This window comes from Variovorax sp. Varisp85, from assembly GCF_047304045.1.
In the GTDB taxonomy this organism is placed as follows: Bacteria; Pseudomonadota; Gammaproteobacteria; order Burkholderiales; family Burkholderiaceae_C; genus Variovorax.
In genome coordinates, this window is record NZ_JBGLYN010000021.1 from 13983 (window position 1) to 38265 (window position 24283).

Here is a 24283-nt window from a genome sequence, read left to right on the forward strand (position 1 = left end):
GGATCGTGGAGTTCATTGGCGTCGCCGATGGCATCGCTCGCCAGAAGAGCAGTCTGCACGCAGCCCATCATGTGCAGCACTCCCCGCCGCATACGTTCCCGGCCCTTTCTGGGCACGACGCGGCGTGGTGCACCGTTTAAAAGCTTGCCACCAACATCAGCTTGAGATAGGGATTGGCCTTGGCACTGCCGCTTTGGTTGCCTCCATTGGCTTCGTACTTACGAGGCTTGTAGATCCCAATGATCGGCGAGAAAGTCAGGTTCTTGGTGATGGTCCAATCCAGGTAAAGAGCCAATTCGCGCGCGTCCAGGTTTAGCGTTGAGCGGTCGGCGAGCGTCCTGAAGTCGAAGAACATCAGCGTCGCTGCCAGACTCTCAAGCGGCCGAACGGTGAGTGCGACATCGTGGATGCGGGTGTTGAAGTTGTACGAGAACGCATAGTTCGATGCGACCTCGCCCTGGTACCGCCCGCGGAAGCCACCCTGAAACAGGGAATCGAATTCTTTCGAATACCGGGTGTAGCGGTAGCTCAGCGAAGGCTGCCATGCCACGTCGGAAAACGTATAGCCCGCCTCGGCGTACCATGCGTTGTCGTTGCGAGAGCGCTTCTTTTGGTAGGCGTACTCGAATGCGAAGTCTGCATCCGGAATTCCGGCGTTGCCGTCCGCGCGAATGCTATAGATCTTCATGCCCTTGCGCTCCAGACGCGTCGGTGAAATGGCGTATCGCTCATCGACGTCCAGGCCGCGGATGAAGGTGAATCCGACGGTGCCTTCGGGGGCGGTGTAGTCGAGCGTCCCGACCGCGATCTCCGTGTTGGCCTGCAGGCGCGTGTTCGACTTGAGCCACATCGCGCTTCCGTGCAGTCCCTCGGTGCCGCCCAGACGCAGGACAGCCGTCCTGGCGAACGCCAGGCGCTGGCCGAAGTAGTAGGCACCGCCGCGGTCATAGCGTCCATCTGCCAGGCCTTTGCCGGGATTCACGCCGTCGTCGTTGACCAGGAAGCCGGAGCCGGCTTTCACAACCTGGCGGCCCGCGGAAAAGTCGATTCCGTCCTTGCCCAATGCGGGAAGCAAGTCACCCGACTTCCATCCCACGTACGCGTCCTCGAACCGTGTGCGGTGTTCCCGGCCCGTGGTAATGCCGCCGGGGTCCCCGTCTCCCCATGTAGCCGTGCTGATCGCACTCAGTGCGCCGTAGAGCGTCCCGCTGCCGATCCGGTCGGTGGAGCCGTTCAGGCCGTACTTGGCGAAGCCCTCTTGCCATCGGAAACCGCCGGGTCGACCCACATAGTTGCGCCGGGTGCCGAACATGCCGTAGCCCGCTTTGAGCTCTGCGTTCAGAGTCGTTTCGCTTTCGGCGTAGAGTTCATAGCCATGGGCCGCAGGCGTGAGCATGCAAAGGGCGGTGAGTGAAATGAAGGGTAGGCTGCGGATCGGACGCATGGTGTCTCCTGTGTTGTGTCGTGAGAGACTTGTGATGGGCGCCCATGCGGCGGCAGAGCGTGCGCGTTGTCGTCGTTCGACGACGACCGCGCCATGGAGACAGGGAGTCGACCACAAGCGGGGCGAGTGTCCTGTTGCCCGTGGGTGGGGTGGTAGCCCAAATCAGCAATCGCGAGGAATTCAAGAAGATGGCGACCAGGGCTCATCGAGCTTGGGCATGCGGCGCGGCCTGACCTTGCTCGCGAAAATTCGCCAACCGATCACGCACGACGTGATGCACAGCGCAAGGCCGAGAAGCGACAGCATCATCACGACGCCGTCGCGCACCAACGGCCGGTTGCGCAATGCCTCGAAGTCCAGGCTGTGCATGCCCTGGTACAGCACACGCTGCCAGCGGCCCGAGGGGGCGATACGCAGCAGCACCCTGGCCGACAGCGGATCCGCATACAGGTCGATCCCGTCCGCCCATCGGGCTCGCCACACCGGCAGCGGACGCGTATCCCGTACGTCGGAGGACGCGGCGTTCTGCGCGTAGTAGGCGCTGTCGTAGGCGTCGATCCGCCGCAACTCGACCGGAACATGCCCGGCGCCCCGGATGCCTCCCAGCGCCCGCGCGATCTCTTCCTCAGGAAACCTGGCGTGCAACACCGGAGCCGGCGCGGCGGCATCGGCGCGCATTACGCTTTGACCCACGCGGGTATGGACGCGATACCAGGTGTGCCCTGCAAACTGCACACGCTCAAGTTCCAGGGCGTCGGCGTTCGGCGAGCTTCGGGCATGCGCGGCAAGTGCGTCGCGCGGTTGAAGCTGTGCGACCGATGGCGCACCGAACCAACGCGCTTGCTCGGAAGGCAGGGCACTGCGCGGACCGAAAACGCCGTACGGGTTCATCGACATCAAGCCCGAGAACATCCACGTCAGCGTGAAGACTGCGGCCACAAGGCCCGCGATGTGATGCCATCGCATCCAGAACTTGCGATAGGGAATCCAGCGGGTGCGATTCAGGAAGATCTGCCAGATGCCCAGCGCAAGCCCGGTGGCAGCAAGCACCACGCCCGGAATCGACAGCCAGACCACGACCTGGTTCCACGCCTGCGGAAACTGGCGCAACACTGTCGGGTAGATCCAGTGCGGCACCGCGCCGATCCAGTTCCAGAAACGCTCGGCCCGGCGCGTGTCTCGAACCACTTCGGCGCTGCCGCGTGACACATATAACTCAAGGCCGTCGTCGCCGGCCAGCCTGACCTTCACCAGCGGACGATAAGGATCGAGTCCCTGCGGCACCGTCCATTGGTCGCGCTCCAGTTCCTCGGTGTCTACAGCCTTGCGGCCGCTGAAGGCCTGGGCGACCAGCGCGGCCTGTTGCGCAGTCAGCGGCGCGACCGGTGCGCCGCTTTCCGCGTCGAAGGTCCGCCAGACGGGGGCGCGGCCCTCGGCCTCGCCGGCCAGGATGCGCCAGACAGGCACGTCGGCGTGCATGCCCAGCCTTGCAGCGCCCAAGCCGATGCCGGCGCGCTGCGCGATCGCTTCCGCCGTCAAGCAGCAGCCCGGCTCTACCCGCAGCGGCTCGAGCCCTTCGAGCCGATCCACCTGCGACAGGTTGGGAAACGGCACATAGTGCAGCACCATGCCGGAGGCAAACCACATCAGGAAAAAAAGCGCCAGGACAACGCCGAGCCACTTGTGAACGAAGATCAGCGCGCGCTTCATGAGCTTTGCCGCCCAGGGGGACCTCTTGGGCATCTGCCACTCGATGTCACTTCATGTCCTTGACCTGGACCCACAGCACGGCGTCCTGCGACATGGTCTTTCCCTTGTGGCTTCTCGCGGTACCGATGTCCAAGGCCGCAATGCCCCACCATCCCGCTTTGGGCAAGCCGACCGCGATGACGCCTTCGGTATCGGCGACAACGCTCAGGCGTTCGTATGCGGCATGAGGCGCCGTCACGTGCGCCTTTCGTCCGAATGCCCCCGTCTTGAGATCGACCGGGTGGTTCAGATACTCGATCTCCACGCGGGCAAAGGGGACCGGCTTGCCGTCCGACAAAACGATCGCGCGGAAAACGCCGCCGGTCCAGATGCCGTACGGTCTCGTGAGGGGCTGTATCTCGACCGGAAGGCCCTGCGTGTTGGCCCAACCGCTGGGCACGCCGCCGACATTCACAACGACTTTGGTGAACTGCTGGATGTACAGGTCTTCCTCTGTCTCGAGATAGGGCTCGGGCTCGAGTACGAACACGTGATCTCCGAGCGAGCGCACCACCTCTCGCGGGATGGAGGCCCGGAACGCTGCGGCCCGCCGGCCACCCGCTTTCCATTCGACGGGGCGCAGGTATTTCTTGAGATCGGTCTTCACCGGCTCCGCGCCGGCGCGGTAGGTGGTCACGCTGAAGGAGCGCGGCTCTGCCATCGGCATCGTGGGTCCACCTTGAAAGGGATGGGTGAACACCAGCGCGAATTCCAGATCTGTGCCGCGTTCGAGTGTCGACTCCTGGACATACAGTGTCTGAAAATGGGCTTGCACGGGCAGTGCGGCCAGGCAACCGGCCAACGTGAGCACTCCGGCTCGGCGAAGAAAGTTCATCAAAGTCCTCATTTGGTGATGTTGGAGCTGTACAGCGTGGTTTGGTGGTTGTCGCCACCGAGAAAGACCACGTGGTAATCGACGCCTGGTGGCTTGAATACGTAGGTGCCGGCGTTGTCAAGGACGCCCTCCAGCAGCACCTTGTTCCTGGCGTCGAGCACCTGGATTTTTTTTCCGGCGGCGGAACTGCCGTCCGAGAAACCAGCTTCGCATTGCACCTGGTCTTGTTTGATGTAGCAGTCAAGGACGGGCGCATGCGCATGCGCCGCCGCGCACGCGGAGAGAATTCCAGCAACCGACGTCCCACGAAGCGAGAGCAATGGCTTCATCAAGTCTTTTCCTTCATTCACATGCCGCTCAACGCCGGGGCGAGCGGTCCGTGTCTTTCATTGCGTCGCCGGCGGTTTCTGCTAGAGCCGTCGACAAGGCATTCATGTTCCACCTCAGAAGGGCCTCGTAGGCGCCGGCCTCGTCGGTGAGAATGCCGGGGTTGCCCGCATCCAGTACCAGCAGCCGCGCGCCGCCTTTCTCGATGGCCTTGACGATCCGCTCGTCCGGTTTCCACTTGTGGACAACCAGCCGAATGTCTCGCTCGCGCAAGTAGCGGCTCAGCGCCGAGCGATCGCCATCGCTCCAGTCGACATCCTGTTTGACATACCAGCCTTCGACGAACACGCCGAAGTCGCCCAGCATGTAGGCGAACTCGCTGGCCAGCGAAAGAACGCGAGGGTCGCGCTGCGCCGCCATGCGTGCGCCATATTCGGCTTTCAATCGGCGCAAGCGCCCTTCGAAGGCGGCGAGGTTCTGCTGTATCCGGTTGGCATCCGGACGCGACAAGCGCTCCAGGTCGGCAGCGATCAGTGCCGCCATGCGCATGCCGTTGTCGGGGCTGAGCCAAGCGTAGGGCGACGGCCCCGCATCCGGGCCAGCTGCCTCAACCCAGGGGACGTTGTTCCTTGGTGTTTCGAGCACCGACAACCCCGGCTTCGCGGCATCCCACGAGCGCGATGCATCGATCTCGATGATGCGCAGGTTGTGCCGGCGCGCCGTCGGGTACAGCGGGTCCGCGCGCCACAGGTTGCGCAGCGTGACAACCGCTTCTGCCTTCATGAACGCGTCGGCCTGCAAGCGTGCGAGCGCGTTGCCCTGTGCTTCCATTGGCACTGCAGCACCTTCAGGCAGGCGTATAGCTTCGATGTCTGTCCCTTCGGTGAGGGCGGAGGTGAGGGCGTGTAGTGCAGGAAGTGCCGTAAGCACGCGGCATTTTTCACCGCCGGCGCCTGCATGTGCCGCAAGAGGGGCGCCCCACGCGAACACCAAGATCGTCAACCAGTTTCGGAAAGTCATGGAGTGCGCTCTAGATGCCAGCGCTTCGGAACCGGGGCGCGCGGGCTCGAACGACGGAGGTAAAGACGAAGATCGCCGCAGCGACGAGGACAATCGCCCCGCCCGTGGGGACCGGGATATGCAGCTGCATCGGCAGCAGGATGCCGAGCACGCAGGACACCGTCGCGATGGCGACCGAGCGCGCGACCAATTCACCCAGTGAGCGGCTGACGTTGCGGGCTGCCGCCGCCGGAATGAGAAGAAGAGCTTCGACGAGCACGGCACCAATGATCTTCAGGCAGGCCACGGTCACCAGCGTGACCATGGCGACAAATACATAATCCACAAAGCGCACCCGCACGCCCCTTGCATGTGCCAGGCTCGGGTTGATGCTGGCCAGCAGCATCGCGTTGTACATCGGCAGTCCAATGCAGGCGCAGATCACCGTGACGACAAGCAGCACGTTCATGTCGGTGTGGTCGACCGCCAGGATGGAGCCGAACAGCACGCTTTCCATGACGTGGGTATTGATCTTTGCGGACACGAACAGCAACAGCGAGGCCCCCAGGGCCAGCGAGATCGACAGGAAGACGCCGATCAGGATGTCGTTGGACAACGTCGTGCGGTGCTGTGCGTACTTGAGCGTCAGAGAGAACAGCAGGCAGAAGGCAAACATCGAGACATAGGGCGACGTGTAGGACTCGCCGATGAGCACCCCGATGGCCACGCCCGTCATGGCTGCATTGCCGACAGCCTGGCTGAAGAATGCCATCCGCTTGATCATGACCATCGAGCCCAGCACTCCCAGCAGCGGGCCGATCAGCAACGTACACAGCAGCGCATTGATCAGGAACTCATACTGGAACGGCTCTGGCAAGGCACCTCGTTCGGCGAGTGCCTGCAACTGGTTGCGAATGAATTCGTATACGGGCGTCATTGGCTGGTCTCTTACCGAAAATGCGTCCAGTCGAGTGCTTCGGCGGGAGAGCCATGGAAAAGGACTTGACCATTGATACTGGTCACGCACTGGGCGAGACGCATCACCTGATCCAGGTCATGATTGATCCACAGGATGGTGACCCCACGCGCATGCAGTTCGGCCACCAGATCCTCGAGCAGCCGCATGCCCGGCCTGTCGACACCGGTGGTGGGCTCGTCAAGAACCAGCAGCCATGGCGCCGGAGTCAGGGCCTGTGCCAACAGGACGCGCTGCCGCTCCCCGCCGGAGAGGGCTCCGAAGGGGCGCCTGCCTGAGACCTGGACGCCGGTTCGCTGCAGGGCCGCGGTGCATGCTTCCCGGCCCGGTCGGGAGGCGCCCATGAAGGCGGGCCTGCGCTGACTGAGGAGCGCCATGACGTCATCTACCGTCATCGGCAAGTTGCGGTCGAACTCCGGCAACTGAGGAACGTAGCCGATCGGACCCACCACATCACCTTCGAGGCGGATATGCCCCGAATGCGGCATCTGGCCCAACAGGGCGCGGGCCAATGAGGTCTTGCCGCCGCCGTTCGGGCCGACCAGGCAGTGCAGCGCACCGGCCTCGACGCGGAACGTCACGTCGTCCAGAACACGCGTTCCACCCAACTGAAGGGTGACATGCTCGAATACCAGGGCCGGGCCACGCATCGGTCTTTCTCCTTCAACGGCGCGTGGACTCGATGGCCGAGGCCAAAGTTTGGAGGTTTTCGCGCATCTCCACTTCGAACCGGTCCGCGGTGTACGGTCCGCCGGTGATGTGAGAGAGCGCAAAGATCTTCACGCCCGTGGCTTCCTCGATTGGCTTGCCCAGGCCGATGGAGAAGTATTTTTCAGCGAAGAGCACGCGGACGTTCGCCTTCCTGATGGCATCGATCGTGTTGGCGAGCTGGCGCGCGGTCGGCGCAACGCCATGGCGCGGCTCGATGACCGCCGTCACGGTCAGGCCGAACTCCTGCATCAGGTAGTCGTAGCCCGCGTGTGTCGTGGCGCATCGGAACGACGACAGGTCGAGACTGGCAAAACGGGTCATGAACTCCGCACGCAGCCCCCGGATCCGCGCCGCATAGGCGGCGGCATTGCGCCGGTACGCGGCGGCGTTGTCCGGGTCGAGCTCTCCCAGGCGCCGGGTGATTTCGAACACTTGCTGTATGGCCGCGGTGGTGGACACGAAGGTGTGGGGATTGACGACCTTGGCGTCGCCCTGGTCCCCCGCGATCGGTATGAGCGCCACCGAAGCATTGGCGTAGATGAGCGGCAGCGTCCCCTTGCGTCCGGCTGCCTTGACGATCTCGAAGGCCCACTCGTCGTGCCCGATGCCGTTGACCACCAGCGCATCGAGTGACATGGCACGCGTGATGTCTTCCGTCTGCGGCTGATAGTTGTGCGGATTCGCATCTCCCGCGATGAGCGGGACCACCTCTGCCTTGTCTCCGACGATGTTGGCGACGAAGCTGTAGTAGGGGTGCAAGGTGACGCCCACCTTGAGCTTTTTACCCGCGGCCAGTGCCGGGCCGACCAATCCGCACCCCAGAAGCAGCAGGCACATCGTCGTCCCGCGCCGGCGCAGCGAAAGCTTCTTCGACGTGGCCGTCATCGAGCCTCCTTGATGCGCTCGACTTCACTCGCGCCGTTATAGGCGATGACTTGCCGCCATCCCTTGGCGACCAGTGCTTCGGGTTTGACGATCTCGGGGTAGGGCGCCAGGGCATCGGGATGGATCCAGATGGTGGCCTGGTTCGCCCACATCACCCCCGCGTGCGCATGTCCGATCACCAGCAGGTAGGCGCTTTGGGCCGGCGCCTTGCCAGCAGAGCCGTAGTAGACGGTGGCACCCTGACCCTGCGTGCCTTCGGACACAGCGTTCGGCGCCGCCGCGGCAGGCGTCTCACGATGGCCGCTCTCTGCGCCGGGCTGGCTGGCATGGGGCTGGTGAGCGCCGGGGAGGATCAATTGCCAATGCACCTCCCCATTCGCCTTCCAGAAGGTGTCCTGATAGAAGGGCGGGAGCAGCGTCCGCTGGGCGTCCGCGAGGGTGATCCAGCCGCCCGTGTCGTTGTTGAACCAGATGATCTCTTCCGAGGCGGGCAGCAGCGCGCCGTGAATGGCCTGGTCGGCGGGCCCGAGGCCGTCGAAGGACCTGATCTGCCAGCTGAGGGGTTTCGGGGGGGCAGGATGGGCGGGGCGCAACAGCACGTAGCCTGCCAGGCTGCCGACCATCGCCACGAACAGCAGAGGCATCATGAGCGTTTCAAGCCTGCCGGTGAGGGGACGCACGGTCCAGAGTCGAGCGCTCCCACCTTTCAAGGCCGGTGAGTCACCCAACGCCCGCCGGATGCTGCGCCCCACGAGACTGCCTCCCGCGCTCACGAGGAGAATCCTATCCATCGGCCGAGAACAATCACAACGATCCACAACCCCATCGAGCTCAATCCCGCGGCGCGCGCCCCGCGCGGCGGCGGCAGCAGTTCGTCCCAATAGCCGCTCCGGCGATAGATGCCCAGATGGAAGATCGCCATGTTGATGCCGGCGAAGACCAGGATGGTCATCTTCCACCAGAACAGGCTGTTCTCGGCGTAGGTAGTGGCATTCGACGCGAACATGAGCAGGCCCGTCGCCACGGAGGCGATGAAGGCCACCCAGGTAAATGGCAGCAGCTCTTGCATCAGCCGATGGGCGCTGCAGCGGTGCGAGGCACAGCCGATGAGCCGCAGATCCACAATGGCAATGATTCCGAGCACCAGCGTGATCGCAATCACATGCACTGACTCGAGCGCCGGAAATGCCACACCGGTCTCTCGGATGAAAGTCGAAAGCCGGGAATCTTGAACGGCTTGGAGGATGGATTGAATGACCATGGAAGGTACCGGTGAGCGTTGCGTCAAAGAGGAGGCGACCTAGATCGTGTAGGCAATCCATCGGCCGCAGACGATCACGCAGCACCACAGGAAAAGCGATAGCCAGGAGATCGGCTTGACGAGGTGTACCCATCGAGCGCCACTGCCCTCCGCGTCCGGAGACAGGAGCGGACGCCGCGCGAGCCAGGTCAACGTGAAGGCGGCAACGACCAGCACCATCTTGAGCCAGAACGTCGAGTTCGTCAGAACGCGTTCAGGCTCACCGATGCTCATGACCAGCCCGGTGAGGAGCAGCACGATGAGCGCGCGCCACATCCACGGGAAATAGCGGCGAACGACTTTGCCCGGGGACTCATCCGTGGCCAGTACGCCTGCAAGGCGCAGATCGGAAACGAATGCCGAGCCGAAGATCACGGCGATCGCAATGATGTGGATGCACTGCACGGTCGGAACGATCCAGGACACGTCCCGGATCATGGTGCTGGGCGCGGACTCATAGAGCCACGCGATGAAGGTCTCCGAGGACATCTGTCGCCTTTCAATGAAAAGAATCAGGATTGGCTTGCCTGGCAGGCCGGGACCATGGAGCTTCTCGTCAGAAGTCACCTGGCTTCGCGATCGGGCGCAAGCTCGCGGCGTCTTCGGGAAGGAGATAACCCTCCTTGACAGACAGCGCCTTGGCCTCCTCGAACTTCTTTGCGTAGATTTCACCGGTTCCGTAGAGCTTGCGCAGCTGCGTACGCGAGTACGGAATCTTGGTGTCGTAGATCAGGCCGCAGCGGGTCTCCTGGTCGGTCATGTAGCGGCTGGATGGCACGCTGATCCAGGGGGGGCGGACGCCGCCGAGCATGTTGCCGGTTGCGGGGTCGCGCAGCACCGATTTGCCCTTGCGTGCCACCCGTGGCGCCTTGGGCATCGCTGTACCTTCGCGGACCCAGCGGTCCATGCCGTCGAGCAAGGCCGAGGCAAGCATTTCGACCGGCTCGTCGTACAAGGTCTGGCAGCGAGGATCGCGACCTTTGCCGACATCGGCGGCCAGCCGCTCTGAATGCTCCGTGCCGAGGTCCGCCAGGCGCAGATGCGGCATGCCGGTCACTTCGTAGTAGCGAAGTTTCGGACTGTCCGTGTCCGGCGGCAGCTCGATGCCCTCGATCGCGTCGTGCATCAATTCGGACTGGCTGTAGACCGTCACGAATGGCACGCCGTCGGGCATCTTGCGAGGTACGCGAATGGCGTCACCCCCGACTTCGCCGTAGGCCATGCGGCCAGTCATGTAGGCGTCGATCAGGGGACCACCATCGGGCATCCGCCATTGCTGGTGACGCCCTTGGTCGAGATAGTCCATCCACACCTGGGCCGTCACGGCCCAGCTGTTGACATACACGCGATGAACTTCGAGTCCGGTGAGCGGACCTTGTGGCGCATTGGATTTCAACGCCATCGCAAGCTGCGCCGCAATGGCCTGCGATTGCGGAACGAAGGGATCGGCAACGCTACCGCGCTTGAAGCGCTCGGGATCGGAGTACGTGCCCAGCGGTGCGTAGCGTGCGTAGTCGTACCGGCGCATGAAGTCGAAGTTCACGATCCGGCCGTACTGCCTGATGCCGTCGGCTTCCTCCGCCGCCATTTCGGAGATGAACTTGGGATCACGCTTTGGCTTGTTGATGTTCAGCGTGTAGCCGACGTAGGCGTATCCTCGCCGCAGCAGGTAGTCGCGGGTGAGGATCCAGCCGGCTCCACGCTCGCCGAACCAGCTGAACGGTTCGATCACCACGGTTCCATTGAAGCGTGCCGGGTCGATCGGCTTGCGCACGAGAATGCGCGTGGTATATGGGGCTTGCAGCAGCGTCTCGCCTGCGGCGGTGATGGCTGGCGCGATGCCCGAAAGGTAGTACTCCTCTTCGACATACCCGTGGCGCGCCAGGTCGATGTACTCCGTGCCCCTGCGCTGCGCCGAAGACAAGGGCGCCTTGCCGGAGGGGGGGACTGCCACGATCGTGGGCGTGGTGGGAACCTCCGCCCACGACAGCCCGGAAACGCTGAGCGAAACCAAAGCGCTTTGCAGCACGGCACGCATCAGACCGCTCGAGATCCAATTCATTTCAGTACGTCCGCTCTTGGGATGGAGTGAGGGGGCAGGGCGGCGGTGTCAGTTGCGACGAAGGGCGGTCTTTCCCTCGCTGTCGATCACGATCTGGTTGTTCTCACAGACGTATTCCTGGATCCTGTAGTCGGACCTCTTGTATTCGAAGGTGAAGCGATACGGCGCGTTAAGAACTTCCGGATCCTCGATCACGATCTGGTTCTCGAGATGATCGGGATCCTTGAGCCGGATTCGCTCCGTGATCTTCATTTCCTTCCCATGCGGAACGTCGTACAGCCGCGCCTCGGGCCGAATACCTTGGGTCTCCACCACGAGCGTGTCGCCCTCCCACCGCCCGCGCGATTGCCCTTGGAACGTGGCCTCCAGGTTGTCCTTTGACGGCATCGGTTCGGTCAACAGGATGCGACGTACTTGCTGGAGATACTCGCCGAGCACGACCACTTGCTTGTTGTTCTGAATAATCTCGATCGGAAAAAGCGCCGCCATCAGCGTGGGCATTCCCTCCGGGAGGCACTTGCTGCTCGTTGTGGCAAGCGGGGTCCCGGCTTCGTTGGCCTCAGCCTGCTTTTTCTTCAGCGTCTCGTATTCACTGAGGAAGGGCTCTTTCAGGTCGATCTTTCCGCCTGGCAATACAGGGTTGTCCGGATCCTCGCCAAACCAGTCGTCCGGTGTTCTTTCCCACGTTCCGCTGATGCCGAGCTTCTGCGCTTCTGCAGGACCACCACCGCGTTCGGAGGCGATGAACGTCACTGCGGCAGCTGCGGCGATGAACAGGGCCAGCAAGCCCGCACGAGAGCGTCGTGTCATTGTCATATCGATATCTCCACCCGGCGGACGTCGTCGGTCTCAGTACAAAGGGCTGGGCGGCGCGTCATCATCCTCCCCCCGTCAGAACCACGCTGCCGATCTTGATCTCGATGAGCAACCCTCCAGGATCACCGTTCTTCAGCGGGTGAAACGACACCTCTGCTTTGTCGCCAACCTTGATCGAATCGGATTTCCAGCCCGATCTGGCCAGGGCGTTGATGCTTCCGGTCTCGACCTTGTATCGCTGGGCCGGCGTGCCCTCTGCATCCACGTAGATCGTCACGTGGGGATTCGTCCAGTCGAACCGACCGACGAGGCCTTTGACCGCGGTGGTCTTGGTTCTGTCGAAAATGGCAAAGGAGTGATGTGCCGATGCAGTCAATGGCAGCAGGCCCGATGCGATCACTGCCAGCACGAGGCGCCTTCTGATTGAGGACGGCGATAACCTCGGATGTCTCATTGCGGGTGTCTCCACTCTTGTATTGATCTGTGGCCTCTCAAAATGCCACTGCGCCATCGCGATGCATGCCAAGGTTAGGCCGCTTCGTGATGTGGCCTTAGCCCAAAACGGCAGTTCGTCCTGAGGCTAGGGAATTCCCCAATCCGCGCCTGCTGTACAGCAGGCGCGGATCAGAAGCTCGCTCGCGCCGTGAGTTGCACTGTGCGCGGAGTACCCAGCAGCCAGCTTGTATTGGCGGTGCCTGTCAGCGCGTAGTCGCGATTGGCCAGGTTTTTCACGGACAGGCTGAACCTGAGGTTGGGTGAATGTTCGTAGGCCAGCGACGCGTCTAGTACCACGTACGACGGCAGCTTCGTGGTGTTGGCGGTGTTGCCCTGGCTCTCACCCACGTAGCGCGCGCCGAAGCCCAACTGCCATTGCGGCAGGAAGCGCCACGTTGTCCAGATGCTGGCCGTGCGCTCGGGCACGCCGGTGGGCGTCATACCGTCGCGCGAGACCAGGGCGCCCGAGACCAGTTCCCTGAAGTCGTCGTAGCGCGCCCGCAGGAAGGCGGCATTGGCGTCGATCGTCCAGCCGCGCACGGGCTCGGCCGCGAAGGCCAGCTCGATGCCGGTGGACGACTGCTGGCCGATCTGCTGCGTGACGTTGGGATTGCCGGCATCGCGCGAGAGCAGGTTGCGCTTTGCGATCTTGTACAGTGCCACCGTCCATTCGCCGCGCACGGCGGGCACGGCGCCCTTGGCGCCTACCTCGACCTGGCGGCCCTTCGTGAGATCGAAGGTGTTGCCGCCTCCGGGCAGCGACAGTGCGCCCGAAAGCGGGTCGGTGCCGGTGCCGAACTGTCCGTAGAGCGAGAGCGCCTCGCTGGGCGACCACACGGCGCCAAGACGGCCGGTGATGGGCGAATACTTCTTGACCAGGTTCACGCCGCGGCGCAGGTCCGTGCTGTGAAGTTCCATGCGGTCGCTGCGCAGGCCGGCCACGAGCCTCCACTCCCGATTCAGGTCGAGCGCGTTCTCGGCAAACAAGGCGGTGGTCTCCAGCTCTGACGCGCGGCCCGGAATGGTGGGAACAGGACTGATGAAGACGCCAGGCGCGAAGTTGTAGGGGTCTCCCGCACTGGCGCCCCCATAGGGCGAATTGTTGGTGTGCACGAGCCGGGTACGGTACCAGTCCAGGCCCACGATGAAGCGGTTCTTCAAGCCGCCCAGCGTGCCGTCGAAGGTCGCGTCGAATCGGTTGCCGGTCTGCCCCTGGTCGTGCAGGATCTCCAGGTAATCGCTGCGGTCCACGCTGGTTCCCGGGGTACTGAAACTGTAGTCTTCGGCGTTGCGCCAGTGCCGGGCGGTGGTGAGGTGGTAGGTCTCGTTGCGCAGGCGAAGGCCGGCGGCGACCTGATAGTCCACCTTGGCGCGCCAGACGCGGTCGTTGTACTTGACCACTGAGTCGGAGACGTTGAAGTTCGTCCGGCGCAGCCGCTGGTCCAACACACCATTGCGCAGCGGTGTACCAAAGTAGCGCGCGTCGTCGTTCACGCCGCCGTCGAGGGAGAGGGTCACGCTCATGTCGCGGCTCGCGCGCACCGCCAGTGCCAGCGCGTAGTTGCGGCGCTGCACATCCATGAACTGGCGATAGCCGTCGCTTCTTTCTGCATCGAGGTAGACCGAATAAGCCAGCACATCGTTGATGGGGCCGCGCAGGCCCACGCCCCCTTGCACAGCGCCAAAGGAGCCAACGCTCAGGAAGGCCTCGCGCTCGGTGCGCTCGAAGCCGGGGCGTTTGGTCACATAGTTCACAGCCGCGCCGATGGCTCCATCGCCATAGAGCACCGACGCAGGGCCTCGCAGGACCTCGACTGACTCCATGGGCCAGGTCGAGAAGGGATAGGTGACGGTGCCTGCTGCGACGGTGAGGCGTGTTCCGTCGATCAACTGGGCCACCGAGTTGTGGCCGACGAAGCCGCGCGCAATCAAGCTGGTCCCGCCATTCCCCGGAGCGGGCGCTTCGCTGATGCCGGGCATGCGCACGGCCACGTCCTGCGCACGCGTGAGATCACGCTCGGCGATGTCGGCCGCCTCTAGACGGCTGACGCTGGCCGGTGTCTCGCGTGCAGTGAGGCCCAGGCGGGAGCCGGTGCTGTTGGGCGCATCGAGCGACAGGGTGCTGCCGGCCTCGGCCTGCGTATCCGTCACCTGCACGGTGGGCAGTTGAGCAACAGAGGGCTCTGCCAAGCTGGTCTGCGCAATGCAGACCACCACGGATAGGAACAGCAGGTTCCGAGCTTCTTGCATGAAACGATCCTCCATGACCCCGGTCTTCTGACCCCGTCCGTTTCCGCGCCGGGCATCGGCCGGTCGAACCGCGCCGGAGCTCTTGCACATCAAGGGTTGCAGCGTTTTCCCGGGTGGGCGTGCGCCGGAACGACCTGGGGTCGCGGCTTCAACGGCAGCATCCGCCGCAGCACGGCATCCTTGCGAACGAAGTGATGCACAAGAGCCGCAGCGACGTGCAGCACCACCAGCGGCCATGCCAGCCACTTGCCGCAGAAGCTGTGAATCGACCACATGATGTCTTCCAGGTCTTTGACACTCAGGCCGAAGAGGTCCCGGACCCAGGCCGCAAAGGCCGTGTCTCGACATGCCGGAATCACGAAGAGCCCGAAATCAGTCGGGTGATACGTCGTCATGTAGCCTGTCACGGGCATAAGGATGAGGAAGGCGTACAGCGCCCAATGGGCCACGTCCGCGGCGAGATGTTCCAGGCGTGAACCGGGGACGTGGTGGGGGACGCCTCCCCAGAGCCGCCAGACGAGCCGCGGCAGCGTGAGCACGCCGATGGAGATACCCAGAATCCAGTGGATATTGAGGAGCGGGATGACCCGGTCAGGCTCCGGAGCGATGCCGAAGAGTGCCGGCTTGATACTTGTTTCCGGATCGACTATCCAGATCACATAGTACGCAATCACATAGGCGGTGATGAATGCCCCCGCTGTGAACCAATGGAACAGCATTGAGGCATTTCCGTAAGCGTCGATTCTGTTGCGCCAACCCATCGCAATCTCCTTCTTCTTTTGGCTGCAGCACCAAGGTCAGTTTGGCAACAGCACGGTGACAACCTTTTCTTCGGTATACGCGAGGGCACCGGACAACCCGCCCTCGCGGCCAATGCCGCTCGTCTTGAGTCCACCCCATGGCAGGTTCGCATCCAGAGGGCTCCAGCAATTCACGCCAACGGCTCCGACCTTGAGGGCGGCTGCGACGCGGTGAGCGCGCGCGAGGTGGCTGGTCCACACTGTGGCGGCCAAGCCATAGGCGGAGTCGTTGGCCAGATCGATGGCTTCCTTCTCGGTGTCGAAGACGATGATCGTCCCCACGGGACCGAAAATCTCTTCCCGCGCAATCGTCATTGAGTTTGTTGCGTTGGCGAAGATGGTGGGCTTCACGAACCATCCTCTCTCAGGCTGCGACACACCGCCGGCAAGGAGTTCGGCGCCTTCGTCGAGGCCAATCTGCACGTAGCGATTCACACGGTCGAACTGCGCCTTCTTGGCCACTGGGCCCATCTGCACACCGGGTTGGCGCGGATCCCCCACGGTGATGGAATTCGCCGCCTCCGCCAATGCAGCCGCGAATTCGCGGGCGATGCCGTGCTGCACGAGGATCCGCGATCCAGCCGCGCACACCTGCCCCTGATTCACGAACAGGCCCATGGCGCAGCCGCGCAGTGCCTCCTCCATGGAGGCATCATCAAATACGATCTGCGGACTCTTGCCACCCAGTTCCAGTGTGATTCGCTTGAACAACGGAGCTGCGATGCGCTGGATGGCCCGTCCCGCTTCGGGGCTTCCAGTAAAGCTGATCTTCGCCACGTCGGGATGCTCGCAAAGCGCACGGCCGACCACCTCACCGTAGCCCGTGACCACGTTGATCACGCCGTCGGGAAAGCCCGCCTCCTGCGCGAGGAGAGCCAGATGCAGCGCGGATTGGGGCGTTTCCTCTGACGGCTTCACCACCACGGTGCAGCCCGCCGCCAACAGAGCGGCCAGCTTCCATGTCGTGATCATCAGGGGCGAGTTCCACGGCAGGATGGCACCGACCACGCCGATCGGCTCCCGGATCGTGTATGAGAGCGTCCGATTCCCCATATAGCCGCCCGTAGGGATGGCGCGGCCTTCAAGGTGGTTGGCCCAGCCCGCTGCGGCACGCAAGTTGGCCACGGCATTGGGAACGTCCATCATGCGGGGCTCCATCGGCGAGCGTCCGATGGCATTGGCATCCATGTCGGCCAACAGCGCAGTGTCGCGTTCGACGAGGTCGGCCAGCTTGCTCAGCAGGTGGCCGCGTTGCGCTCCGCTGAGTAGCTTCCAGGCGCCGCTTTCCAATTGGGCATGCGCAGCCGCTACGGCGCGCTGCACGTCCTCGGACGTGCCGCGCGCTGCGGTGGCATATTCCAGTTCGTCAACAGGACTGACGAGGCTCATGCGGGCATGGTCCGAGGCAGGGACCAAAGCGCCCTCGATAAAGTGATTCAGTTGCAGGGTCATGGGTGATCTGCCAGATGAAAATCGCACAAATGCCAGAGGCTCTGGCAGGTTGAAGAAAGTCGCGCCGAACTCTGGGCGCAGGGCGAGTGTGCGTTTGCCTGTGTCACCCGCGTTAGCCCAAATCAGCAACTGGACGAAGTCGCCAGCGGAGCGGGCGGCGTCAAGTGCCGCTTGAACTTGACCGCCTGCGAGCGGCACATCGACTTGCGCCGAAAGACGCGCGCGCAGCGCCGCGACAATTGAATAGAGTCAAGAGGTGCATGCGGGCCAGCGATGCACCCGATGGATGCGCGTGTCTCTTCGAAGGTGCGGTAGACACGCCGACGAGCGCACTCGCAATCGCGTAACCCAGTTCAGGCGCGATGGCCGTGACGGGGGCGATCACGCTCGTCCGTCGGCTCGGCGATGAGCGCGTGCGCGAATCGGTTAGTGAGTGTTGTGCATTCTCTCTGCGCTTTCACGCTCACCTTGTTCGCGCGCTGCCTGCTCGGCCGCTTTCACGCTGGACCGTGAACCGGTCCGGGTGAGGTAGGCTTCCAGGTGGGGCCATGGCGCAGTGTCGATAGCGTGGGCTCTTGTCCACATGGCAATGGTGTAGCAATGCGCATCCGCAATCGTGAAGATGGACCCCATGAGGTAGTTCCTGTCGCTCAACTGCGTGTTCAGCCAACCAAGTCGGCCATTGAGGTATTGGCGAGCGATGCTCCTGTATTCAGGAGGAGTCGCCGCCTTGAAGAGCGGCATGAAGCCGCCCTTGTGAAGGTCCGCTCCGATGAAGCTCATCCATTCGAGCGTCCGGTACCGTTCGAGCGTGCCCGGGGGCGCCAGCAGCGAACTGCCCGGGCTCTGGTCTGCCAAGTACTGCATGATGACCGCGCCTTCGCTGAGATACTGCCCGTCGGCCATTTCGAGAGTGGGCACGGTTCCCTTGCTGTTGACCTGAAAGTAGTCGGTGCCGTCCTTCAGACGCTTGGTGGTCATGTTGACCCATTCAAGCTCAAGAGGGATTTGTAGTTCGCGCGCAACGATATCGACAGCCAGCGAGCAGCCGCGCACCTCGTGATAAAGCTTCATGACATTTCTCATCTTCTTCTAGTGCATAAATGGCCAGCGTCGTGCCGACCAGGAATTGAGTCGAATCTCATGCGACGGTTCGCTACCGGTCCGTTTCGATCTTGACCTGAGTCAGGATGCCCTGCGTGGCGACGATGGATCGCTCCCACACGGCCATCTGGAGCGCACGGCTGCTGTTCGCGCTGCGCAATCCAAGCTCCACCAACTTGGCCTGAACTTCCGGGGTTGCCATCACGCGCCCGATGGCATCGTGAAGAAAGTCCATGACAGGCTCCGGAGTCCCGGCGGGTGCGAACACAGCGAACCAACCCGAGTCTTCGAAACCCGATACGCCGGCTTCCTTGAATGTGGGAACGTCGGGCAATGTCTGCACGCGGCGGGCCCCGGTCACCGCCAAGGCGCGCACTTCCTTGTCTTCGACATGGCTGCTGAGCGCGGCGACTGTCAGGAACACGCTGTCGATGTGACCGCCGAGCAACTCGGTGATCGCGGGCGAAGAGCCTTTGTACGGAACATGCTGCAGACGCGCATTGGTTCGCGCCGCAAGCAGCGCCCCCATGATGTGGGGAGACGACCCGGAGCCGAAGGTGCCGAAGGTCAGCTCGCGGTCGCGCGAAGCCTTCAGCAGCTGATCGAGATTCTTGAACGAAGACTTGGCGTTCACGGCCAGTACAAGCGGTGTTTCCGCCACGATGCCGACCATCGAGAAGTTCTTGCGGGTTTGTTCCATCTGCTGCTTCTTCGGAGACAGTAGCGGCGACAGGACGTGGGTCGAGCTGCCGCCGAACATCAGCGTGTAGCCATCGGCTTTCGCTCGTTCGGCATACTGACTCGCGAGAACACCGTTGGCACCCGGCTTGTTCTCGACAACAACGGATTGCCGAATCATCGCGCCCAGCTTGGCCGCCACAAGTCTGGCAAGTATGTCGGTCCCGCCACCGGCGGAAAACGGCACGACCAACGCGATCGGGCGATCTGCGGGGAATGCAGGAGCGGCCTGGGCGCTGAGGGATGCGAGAGCGGTAAACAGTGCAAGCGCTGCGAGAGGTATTTTCTTTAGCATGGCAAGTGGAGTAAGACGGCGCTCGGCGGCGCCGGGTCCGGGTCGTCGATCGGCGGTGGTCGACCGTGTGCCGGCGTCGATGCGGGTTTCGGCAAAAGTGCTCTGTCGGGTTGGAGTGGCTACTCGAGTTGAATGTGAGCGTGCTGGACAACGCTTCGCCACTTGTCCTGATCTCGTTCGATGAAGGCTCGAAACGGTCCTGGACCTTCGCCGGATACCTTCACGCCGCGCTGCGCCAAGGCCTCTGCGACCTGCGGTTTGGCAAGTGCGTTTCCGATTGCCTTGTCGAGGCGTTGCACGATGGCGTCGGATGTTCCCGCCGGGGCCATGACACCAAGCCAGCCGTCAACCACCAGGTCCGGGATACCCGCCTCGGCCATCGTTGGAAGATTGGGGGCCTGGGTGGTGCGCTGAGCAGACAGGACACCAAGTGCCTTGAGCCTTCCCGCCTGCACATACGGAAGCATCACCGACACGGTATCGAACGCAATCTGCACCTCACCGGAGACCAGGTCCGTCGCGGCAGCTGCGCTTCCCTTGTAGGGCACGTGCAGCAGTTTTGTCTGCGTCTTGATCGCGAAGAGTTCACCGATCAGGTGATTGGTCGAACCTGCGCCGTAGGACGCGAAGCTCAGCTGCCCCGGCTTCGCCCGGGCAAGGGCGGTCAACTCGCCGACGCTGCTGGCTGGGACTGATGGATGCGCCACCAGCATGAACGACACGGTGCCCACTTGCGTGATGGGCTTGAAGCTCTTCAGCGTGTCATAGGGCACCGCCTTTTTCAGGGCCGGCAAAACGGTCAACTCCGAGCCCGACCCGAAGAACAGTGTGTAGCCATCCGCAGATGCCTTGGCTACGGCGGCGGCTCCGATCATTCCTCCGGCGCCCGCCCTGTTTTCGATCACTACCGGCTGTCCCAACTCGGCGGCCAGGTTCTGCGCCAGCAAGCGCGCCGCCGTGTCCGTGCCTCCGCCGGCGGCAAAGCCGACAACCATGGTGATGGGCCTTGCGGGAAACGCTTGCGCCTGAGGTTGAGTCCAGGCCGAGAGCGGCACTGCAGCCAGAAGTCCGATCTTCAGCGCGTCTCGGAGCAAGCGAAGCACCATGGTCGGCCTTTCAGTGTCGTGTCAGAAGAACTTTCTCATATTTTGGGAAAAAATCAAACAAGAAAGAAATGCCGGCTTTTCCGGGGCGCGAAAGCGCGGTGCTTTACCGGCGCGTTACTGCAGGGCGCTGCTGACCGTGGCTGCCGCAGCTTTCACCATTTCGATGACGACCTCCTCGCGCAGCAGTGCCATGCGCGCCGCATCGCCAATGAGGGTGATGCTGCCCACGACCTGCCGGGATTCGATGAAGACGGGCGCGGAGATGCCTTCGATGCCGCTGTTGAGCTCTCCGACGGAGAGGGCGAAACCCTGGCGTCTGATGTTCGACATGCTGGCGTGGAAGCTCTCCCAGTCGTTGAGCTGTTCGTCGCCCTGCGCCTCGCCGTTCTCGAAGAGTCGGCGCAGTTTGGCGGCCGGCAGGAAGGCGGTGATGGCCTTGGAACTGGAGCCTCGGAACAGGGGCAGCGGCCGGCCCCGGCCGTAGGCAAGCGAGCCCGTGTCGCTCGTGGATTCGATGTGCACGGTCATGACCTTGTTGCCATAGAGCTTGGTCAGCAGCGCGTTCAGGCCTGTCTGCGCACACAGTGTGCGCATGGGTTCGGACGCCGCACGGATGACCGGATCGCACTCCCTGATTTGCAGGTCCAGTTCCATGATGCTGGGCCCGAGCGTGTAGCCGCCTTTCCAGCGAACCAACAAGCCGGCCGTTGCCAACTGCTTCACGTAGCGATAGGCCGTGCTGGTGGGAACGCCCGCGCCCTTGGCGATCTCCTCGGCCGACAGCACCGGGTGCTCGCGCGTGAAGAGTTGAAGCGTGCTCAGCATCCGGGAAAGGCTCGAGGAGTCCTGCTCCGAATCGCGGGCCTTGACGGCGACCGAGCGCGCCTTGCGGGCCGTCTTGGGAGTCGCCTTGAGGGGCTTGGTCTTTGTGTTTGCACGCGGCATGTATGGGTCTCCTCCCCCTTCGGCTGAGCGATGGCTGGGAATTCTAGGGGCCGCGTCGCTCGAGGCTGCGCCCGGCCTTCCGGTGGATGGCCGATGCGGGTTCGTGGGTGATGTGTTGACGAAATAAATAAATTATCGGAATATGGGAAAAATGGCAATTTGACCTGACGGCGCTGGCATGGCGCGAGACCCCGCAACTGACTGAGGAAACACATGAAGCTGTACCTGACACCCACCGCATGCTCGCTGGCCGTCGACATCGTGGCGCGAGAAGCGGGTATCCCGCTGGAACTGATCTGGGTGGATGTGCGCGCCAAGAAGCTCAAAGACGGAGGCGACTACTTCGCCATCAACCCGAAGGGACAGGTTCCGACCTTGGAGACCGACGCAGGGGAGTTGCTGACCGAAGGCCCGGTGATCGTGCAGTACCTGGCCGACATGAAGCCGGGAAGCGGGTTGCTGGCTGCCGGTGCCGTGATGGACCGATACCGTGTCATCGAGTGGCTCAACTTCATCGGTTCGGAACTGCACAAGGGCTTCACTCCGTTGTTCCGACCGACCACGCCTCCCGCGTATCGGGTGCTGGCGATAGAGAACCTGAACAAGCGGCTGGCCTGGCTCGACACCGCGCTGTCGGGGCGCGAGTACCTGCACGGCGATCGCTTCACGGTTGCCGACGCCTACTGTTACACCATCGTCATGTGGAGCCACGTCCACGACATCGATCTTTCGCAATGGCCCAGCCTGAATGCCTATCTCGAACGCATCGAGCAACGTGAGAGCGTTCGGGCGGCACTGAATGCGGAGCGGCAGGAGATCGCCGCCCGTGCCGCCGCCTGAGGCGCCCGAAGAAAGATCGCCATGACGAACCGATGGAAGCAAAGGCCGCCGGGTTCGAACTGGGGCCTCTTCGGGAACGACGATCAGCGCGGATCGATGAACCTCGTTGGCCGGCCGCAAGTGCTGAAGGGGCTCGAGGAGGCGAAAGAGGGGCTGACATTCAGCTTGTCGCTTCCGCTGGACTACCCCGGCGGCACGGCACTGCATCCGCGCCGCCATGGCCCTCGGCGCTTCGCCACGCTGCGGGGCGGAAAGAACGAGGGCGAGCAGTGCTTCTGCTTTGCGCTCTCCCGCGAGAATCCTTTTTATTCCGACGTCTATTCGGATGACGTCGTGGTCCTGCACACGCAGTACTCCACGCAGTGGGACGGCTTGGCGCACGTCGGCGCGGAGTTTGACGCCGACGGTGATGGCGTCGACGAGATCGTCTTCTACAACGGCTACCGGGGCGGAGAGCACGTCAAGCCGGCACGCCGTGCCGAAGGCGCCGTGCGATGGGACACCTACGAGGACCCGACGGCAAGCGCGCTTGGCATCGAGCAACTGGCCAGCCACGGCGTGCAGGGGCGCGCGGTCATGATCGACCTGAATCGCCACTACGGCGAGGAGAATCATCCCGTCGGCTATGCGGACCTGATGCGAATCCTGCAGGAGGATCGGGTGGTCATAGAGCGCGGAGACATGGTCTGCCTCTACACCGGCCTCGACGACCTGATCCTCGGCATGAACAGGAAGCCCGTCGCCGAGAAACTGCTTCATTCCTGTGCTGGCTTGGATGGCGGCGACCAGCGGTTGCTTCAGTGGATCACCGACACAGGCATTGCTGCGCTGATCTCGGACAACTTCGCGGTGGAGTTGATGCCCAAAGCCATGCGCCAGAGCGCCAGGCACGCAATGCTGCCGCTGCACGAGCACTGCCTTTTCAAGAACGGCATCCACCTGGGCGAGTTGTGGCGATTGGGCGAACTCGCGCGCTGGCTGAGAAAGAACGAGCGAAGCCGTTTCCTTCTGACTGCGCCGCCATTGAATCTTCCCGGTGCCGCAGGTTCGCCTGTCACGCCCATTGCCACTGTTTGAGCGCGCCTCGGCGCGGGGCTTCGGCGTTCCCTTTCACTTGAAGAGGCTGCCCATGATGATGAATCGCTTGCACCCGGCGCTTTTGCGCATGGCCTTCCTGGCTTGCTGCGTCCTTGCCACTGCGCTGTCCCTCGTGCAGCCGGCCGGTGCCCAGGCCTATCCGTCCAGGCCGATCACGCTCGTCGTCTCGTTCGAGCCAGGGGGCTCCACTGATATCTCTGCCCGTGCGGTTGCGCAGGAACTCTCGGTCGCCCTGGGCCAGCCTGTCATAGTCGACAACAAGCCGGGTGCAGGGGGGCGTATCGGGACGAAATACGCCGCTTCGGCGAAGGCCGACGGCTACACGCTTCTCTGGGGGAGCGGGAGCACCCTGACGGCTGGGCCGGTGCTTTATCCGGACCGGGGGCATGCGGCGAGCCTGGCTCCCGTCAGCCTTGGCGCGACCCAGCCCTTTGTCTTCGTGACGACGCCTGCCACCGGCGCGAAAACGCTGGCTGAATTTGTCGCGCTGGCAAAGCGACGGCCTGGTGAGTTGAACTTCGCATCGGCCGGGACGGGGTCGAGCAATCATCTGCTGGGCGAAATACTCATGTCGGTCACCGGCATCCAACTGGTTCACGTGCCTTACAGAGGGGCCGCCTCGGCGAAGGAGGGGCTTCTGAAGGGCGATGCCCAACTGATGGACGAGGTCGTCTCGCCGCTCATCGGCGCGTTGCGCTCCAATCAACTGGTGCCGCTGTTCATCACGGGCGACACGCGCGACCGCCTGTTCCCGTCCATTCCCACCGCGTTGGAAGTGGGGCTGCCCGACCTGGCCATTACCGGCTTCTTCGGCCTGCTCGCGCCCGGAGGGACGCCACCGGAAGTACTGGCGAAGCTCAACGGCGCCATGAAGACGGCGCTTGCGGCGCCCGCGGTCAGCCACGCATTCGACAACCTGGGTTTCACCGCGGCCTACAGCACTCCCGAACAGATGCAGGCGCGAATCACCCAAGGCAAGGCGATCTATCAGCGCGTGGTCTCGGAGCGCAAGATCAAGGTGGCCGATTGACGGCCATGACAAACCTTGCGCCAGAC

24 protein-coding genes are annotated in these 24283 nt (G+C 63.2%); 3 read left to right on the top strand and 21 right to left on the bottom strand.

Annotated features, from left to right (window positions below):
• Nucleotides 1–136: 136 nt before the first annotated feature.
• The 21 genes from ACCC97_RS11020 to ACCC97_RS11120 form a co-directional block, all read right to left on the bottom strand.
• Nucleotides 137–1444 carry an alginate export family protein gene (locus ACCC97_RS11020; protein ID WP_209535069.1) on the bottom strand — a complete coding sequence of 436 codons (1308 nt, stop codon included), beginning with the start codon at nt 1442–1444 and terminating at the stop codon, nt 137–139.
• Between the two features lie 180 nt (nt 1445–1624).
• Nucleotides 1625–3154: a PepSY domain-containing protein gene (locus tag ACCC97_RS11025; RefSeq protein ID WP_209535072.1), complete on the bottom strand. Its 1530-nt coding sequence runs from the start codon at nt 3152–3154 to the stop codon at nt 1625–1627.
• Nucleotides 3155–3200: 46 nt separating this feature from the next.
• Nucleotides 3201–4028 carry a DUF4198 domain-containing protein gene (locus ACCC97_RS11030; RefSeq protein WP_209535074.1) on the bottom strand — a complete coding sequence of 276 codons (828 nt, stop codon included), beginning with the start codon at nt 4026–4028 and terminating at the stop codon, nt 3201–3203.
• A gap of 8 nt (nt 4029–4036) precedes the next feature.
• Complete coding sequence (locus ACCC97_RS11035; protein WP_145745782.1) at nt 4037–4357, bottom strand: hypothetical protein; 321 nt, start codon at nt 4355–4357, stop codon at nt 4037–4039.
• A gap of 28 nt (nt 4358–4385) precedes the next feature.
• Entirely contained in the window at nt 4386–5375 is a 990-nt protein-coding gene (locus ACCC97_RS11040; protein ID WP_209535076.1) for a metal ABC transporter substrate-binding protein, read from the bottom strand.
• Between the two features lie 10 nt (nt 5376–5385).
• A complete protein-coding gene (locus tag ACCC97_RS11045) occupies nt 5386–6291 on the bottom strand; it encodes a metal ABC transporter permease (protein ID WP_145745781.1) in 906 nt (301 codons plus the stop codon).
• Between the two features lie 11 nt (nt 6292–6302).
• Nucleotides 6303–6980, bottom strand: a complete 678-nt coding sequence (locus ACCC97_RS11050) for a metal ABC transporter ATP-binding protein (RefSeq protein WP_145745780.1) — start codon at nt 6978–6980, stop codon at nt 6303–6305.
• A gap of 13 nt (nt 6981–6993) precedes the next feature.
• Nucleotides 6994–7926 carry a metal ABC transporter solute-binding protein, Zn/Mn family gene (locus ACCC97_RS11055; protein WP_145745779.1) on the bottom strand — a complete coding sequence of 311 codons (933 nt, stop codon included), beginning with the start codon at nt 7924–7926 and terminating at the stop codon, nt 6994–6996.
• Nucleotides 7923–8573 carry a hypothetical protein gene (locus ACCC97_RS11060; RefSeq protein ID WP_186454221.1) on the bottom strand — a complete coding sequence of 217 codons (651 nt, stop codon included), beginning with the start codon at nt 8571–8573 and terminating at the stop codon, nt 7923–7925. Before ACCC97_RS11060 ends, ACCC97_RS11055 begins: the two co-directional genes overlap by 4 nt.
• 122 nt (nt 8574–8695) lie before the next feature.
• On the bottom strand, nt 8696–9187 hold the full coding sequence (locus ACCC97_RS11065) for a DUF6644 family protein (RefSeq protein ID WP_413332781.1): 492 nt from the start codon (nt 9185–9187) through the stop codon (nt 8696–8698).
• A 39-nt stretch (nt 9188–9226) separates the two neighbouring features.
• Nucleotides 9227–9793: a DUF6644 family protein gene (locus tag ACCC97_RS11070; protein ID WP_413332783.1), complete on the bottom strand. Its 567-nt coding sequence runs from the start codon at nt 9791–9793 to the stop codon at nt 9227–9229.
• Nucleotides 9783–11288: an alpha/beta hydrolase domain-containing protein gene (locus ACCC97_RS11075; protein ID WP_413332784.1), complete on the bottom strand. Its 1506-nt coding sequence runs from the start codon at nt 11286–11288 to the stop codon at nt 9783–9785. Before ACCC97_RS11075 ends, ACCC97_RS11070 begins: the two co-directional genes overlap by 11 nt.
• A gap of 48 nt (nt 11289–11336) precedes the next feature.
• Nucleotides 11337–12104: a hypothetical protein gene (locus ACCC97_RS11080; RefSeq protein ID WP_209535080.1), complete on the bottom strand. Its 768-nt coding sequence runs from the start codon at nt 12102–12104 to the stop codon at nt 11337–11339.
• A 61-nt stretch (nt 12105–12165) separates the two neighbouring features.
• Nucleotides 12166–12513 carry a DUF6152 family protein gene (locus ACCC97_RS11085; RefSeq protein WP_209499599.1) on the bottom strand — a complete coding sequence of 116 codons (348 nt, stop codon included), beginning with the start codon at nt 12511–12513 and terminating at the stop codon, nt 12166–12168.
• A 215-nt stretch (nt 12514–12728) separates the two neighbouring features.
• Nucleotides 12729–14849: a TonB-dependent receptor gene (locus ACCC97_RS11090; RefSeq protein WP_413332786.1), complete on the bottom strand. Its 2121-nt coding sequence runs from the start codon at nt 14847–14849 to the stop codon at nt 12729–12731.
• An 89-nt stretch (nt 14850–14938) separates the two neighbouring features.
• Nucleotides 14939–15610: a cytochrome b gene (locus tag ACCC97_RS11095; protein WP_145745774.1), complete on the bottom strand. Its 672-nt coding sequence runs from the start codon at nt 15608–15610 to the stop codon at nt 14939–14941.
• Nucleotides 15611–15646: 36 nt separating this feature from the next.
• On the bottom strand, nt 15647–17101 hold the full coding sequence (locus tag ACCC97_RS11100; protein WP_145745773.1) for an aldehyde dehydrogenase family protein: 1455 nt from the start codon (nt 17099–17101) through the stop codon (nt 15647–15649).
• A gap of 426 nt (nt 17102–17527) precedes the next feature.
• On the bottom strand, nt 17528–18175 hold the full coding sequence (gene gstA / locus ACCC97_RS11105) for a glutathione transferase GstA (RefSeq protein ID WP_145745772.1): 648 nt from the start codon (nt 18173–18175) through the stop codon (nt 17528–17530).
• Nucleotides 18176–18257: 82 nt separating this feature from the next.
• Nucleotides 18258–19238 carry a tripartite tricarboxylate transporter substrate binding protein gene (locus ACCC97_RS11110; protein WP_145745771.1) on the bottom strand — a complete coding sequence of 327 codons (981 nt, stop codon included), beginning with the start codon at nt 19236–19238 and terminating at the stop codon, nt 18258–18260.
• Nucleotides 19239–19357: 119 nt separating this feature from the next.
• On the bottom strand, nt 19358–20344 hold the full coding sequence (locus ACCC97_RS11115; RefSeq protein WP_145745770.1) for a Bug family tripartite tricarboxylate transporter substrate binding protein: 987 nt from the start codon (nt 20342–20344) through the stop codon (nt 19358–19360).
• A gap of 114 nt (nt 20345–20458) precedes the next feature.
• Complete coding sequence (locus ACCC97_RS11120) at nt 20459–21289, bottom strand: IclR family transcriptional regulator (protein ID WP_145745769.1); 831 nt, start codon at nt 21287–21289, stop codon at nt 20459–20461.
• 213 nt (nt 21290–21502) lie between these two features.
• Here ACCC97_RS11120 and gstA (ACCC97_RS11125) point away from each other — a divergent pair, with 213 nt between their 5' ends.
• From gstA (ACCC97_RS11125) to ACCC97_RS11135, 3 genes are read left to right on the top strand one after another with little or no spacing between them, the layout of a single operon-like run.
• Entirely contained in the window at nt 21503–22129 is a 627-nt protein-coding gene (gstA, locus tag ACCC97_RS11125) for a glutathione transferase GstA (protein ID WP_209535083.1), read from the top strand.
• Between the two features lie 21 nt (nt 22130–22150).
• Nucleotides 22151–23206 (top strand): cyclase family protein, encoded by a 1056-nt coding sequence (locus ACCC97_RS11130; RefSeq protein WP_145745767.1) that lies wholly within the window; start codon nt 22151–22153, stop codon nt 23204–23206.
• A gap of 52 nt (nt 23207–23258) precedes the next feature.
• Nucleotides 23259–24257 (top strand): Bug family tripartite tricarboxylate transporter substrate binding protein, encoded by a 999-nt coding sequence (locus ACCC97_RS11135; RefSeq protein ID WP_261380352.1) that lies wholly within the window; start codon nt 23259–23261, stop codon nt 24255–24257.
• Nucleotides 24258–24283: the final 26 nt, after the last annotated feature.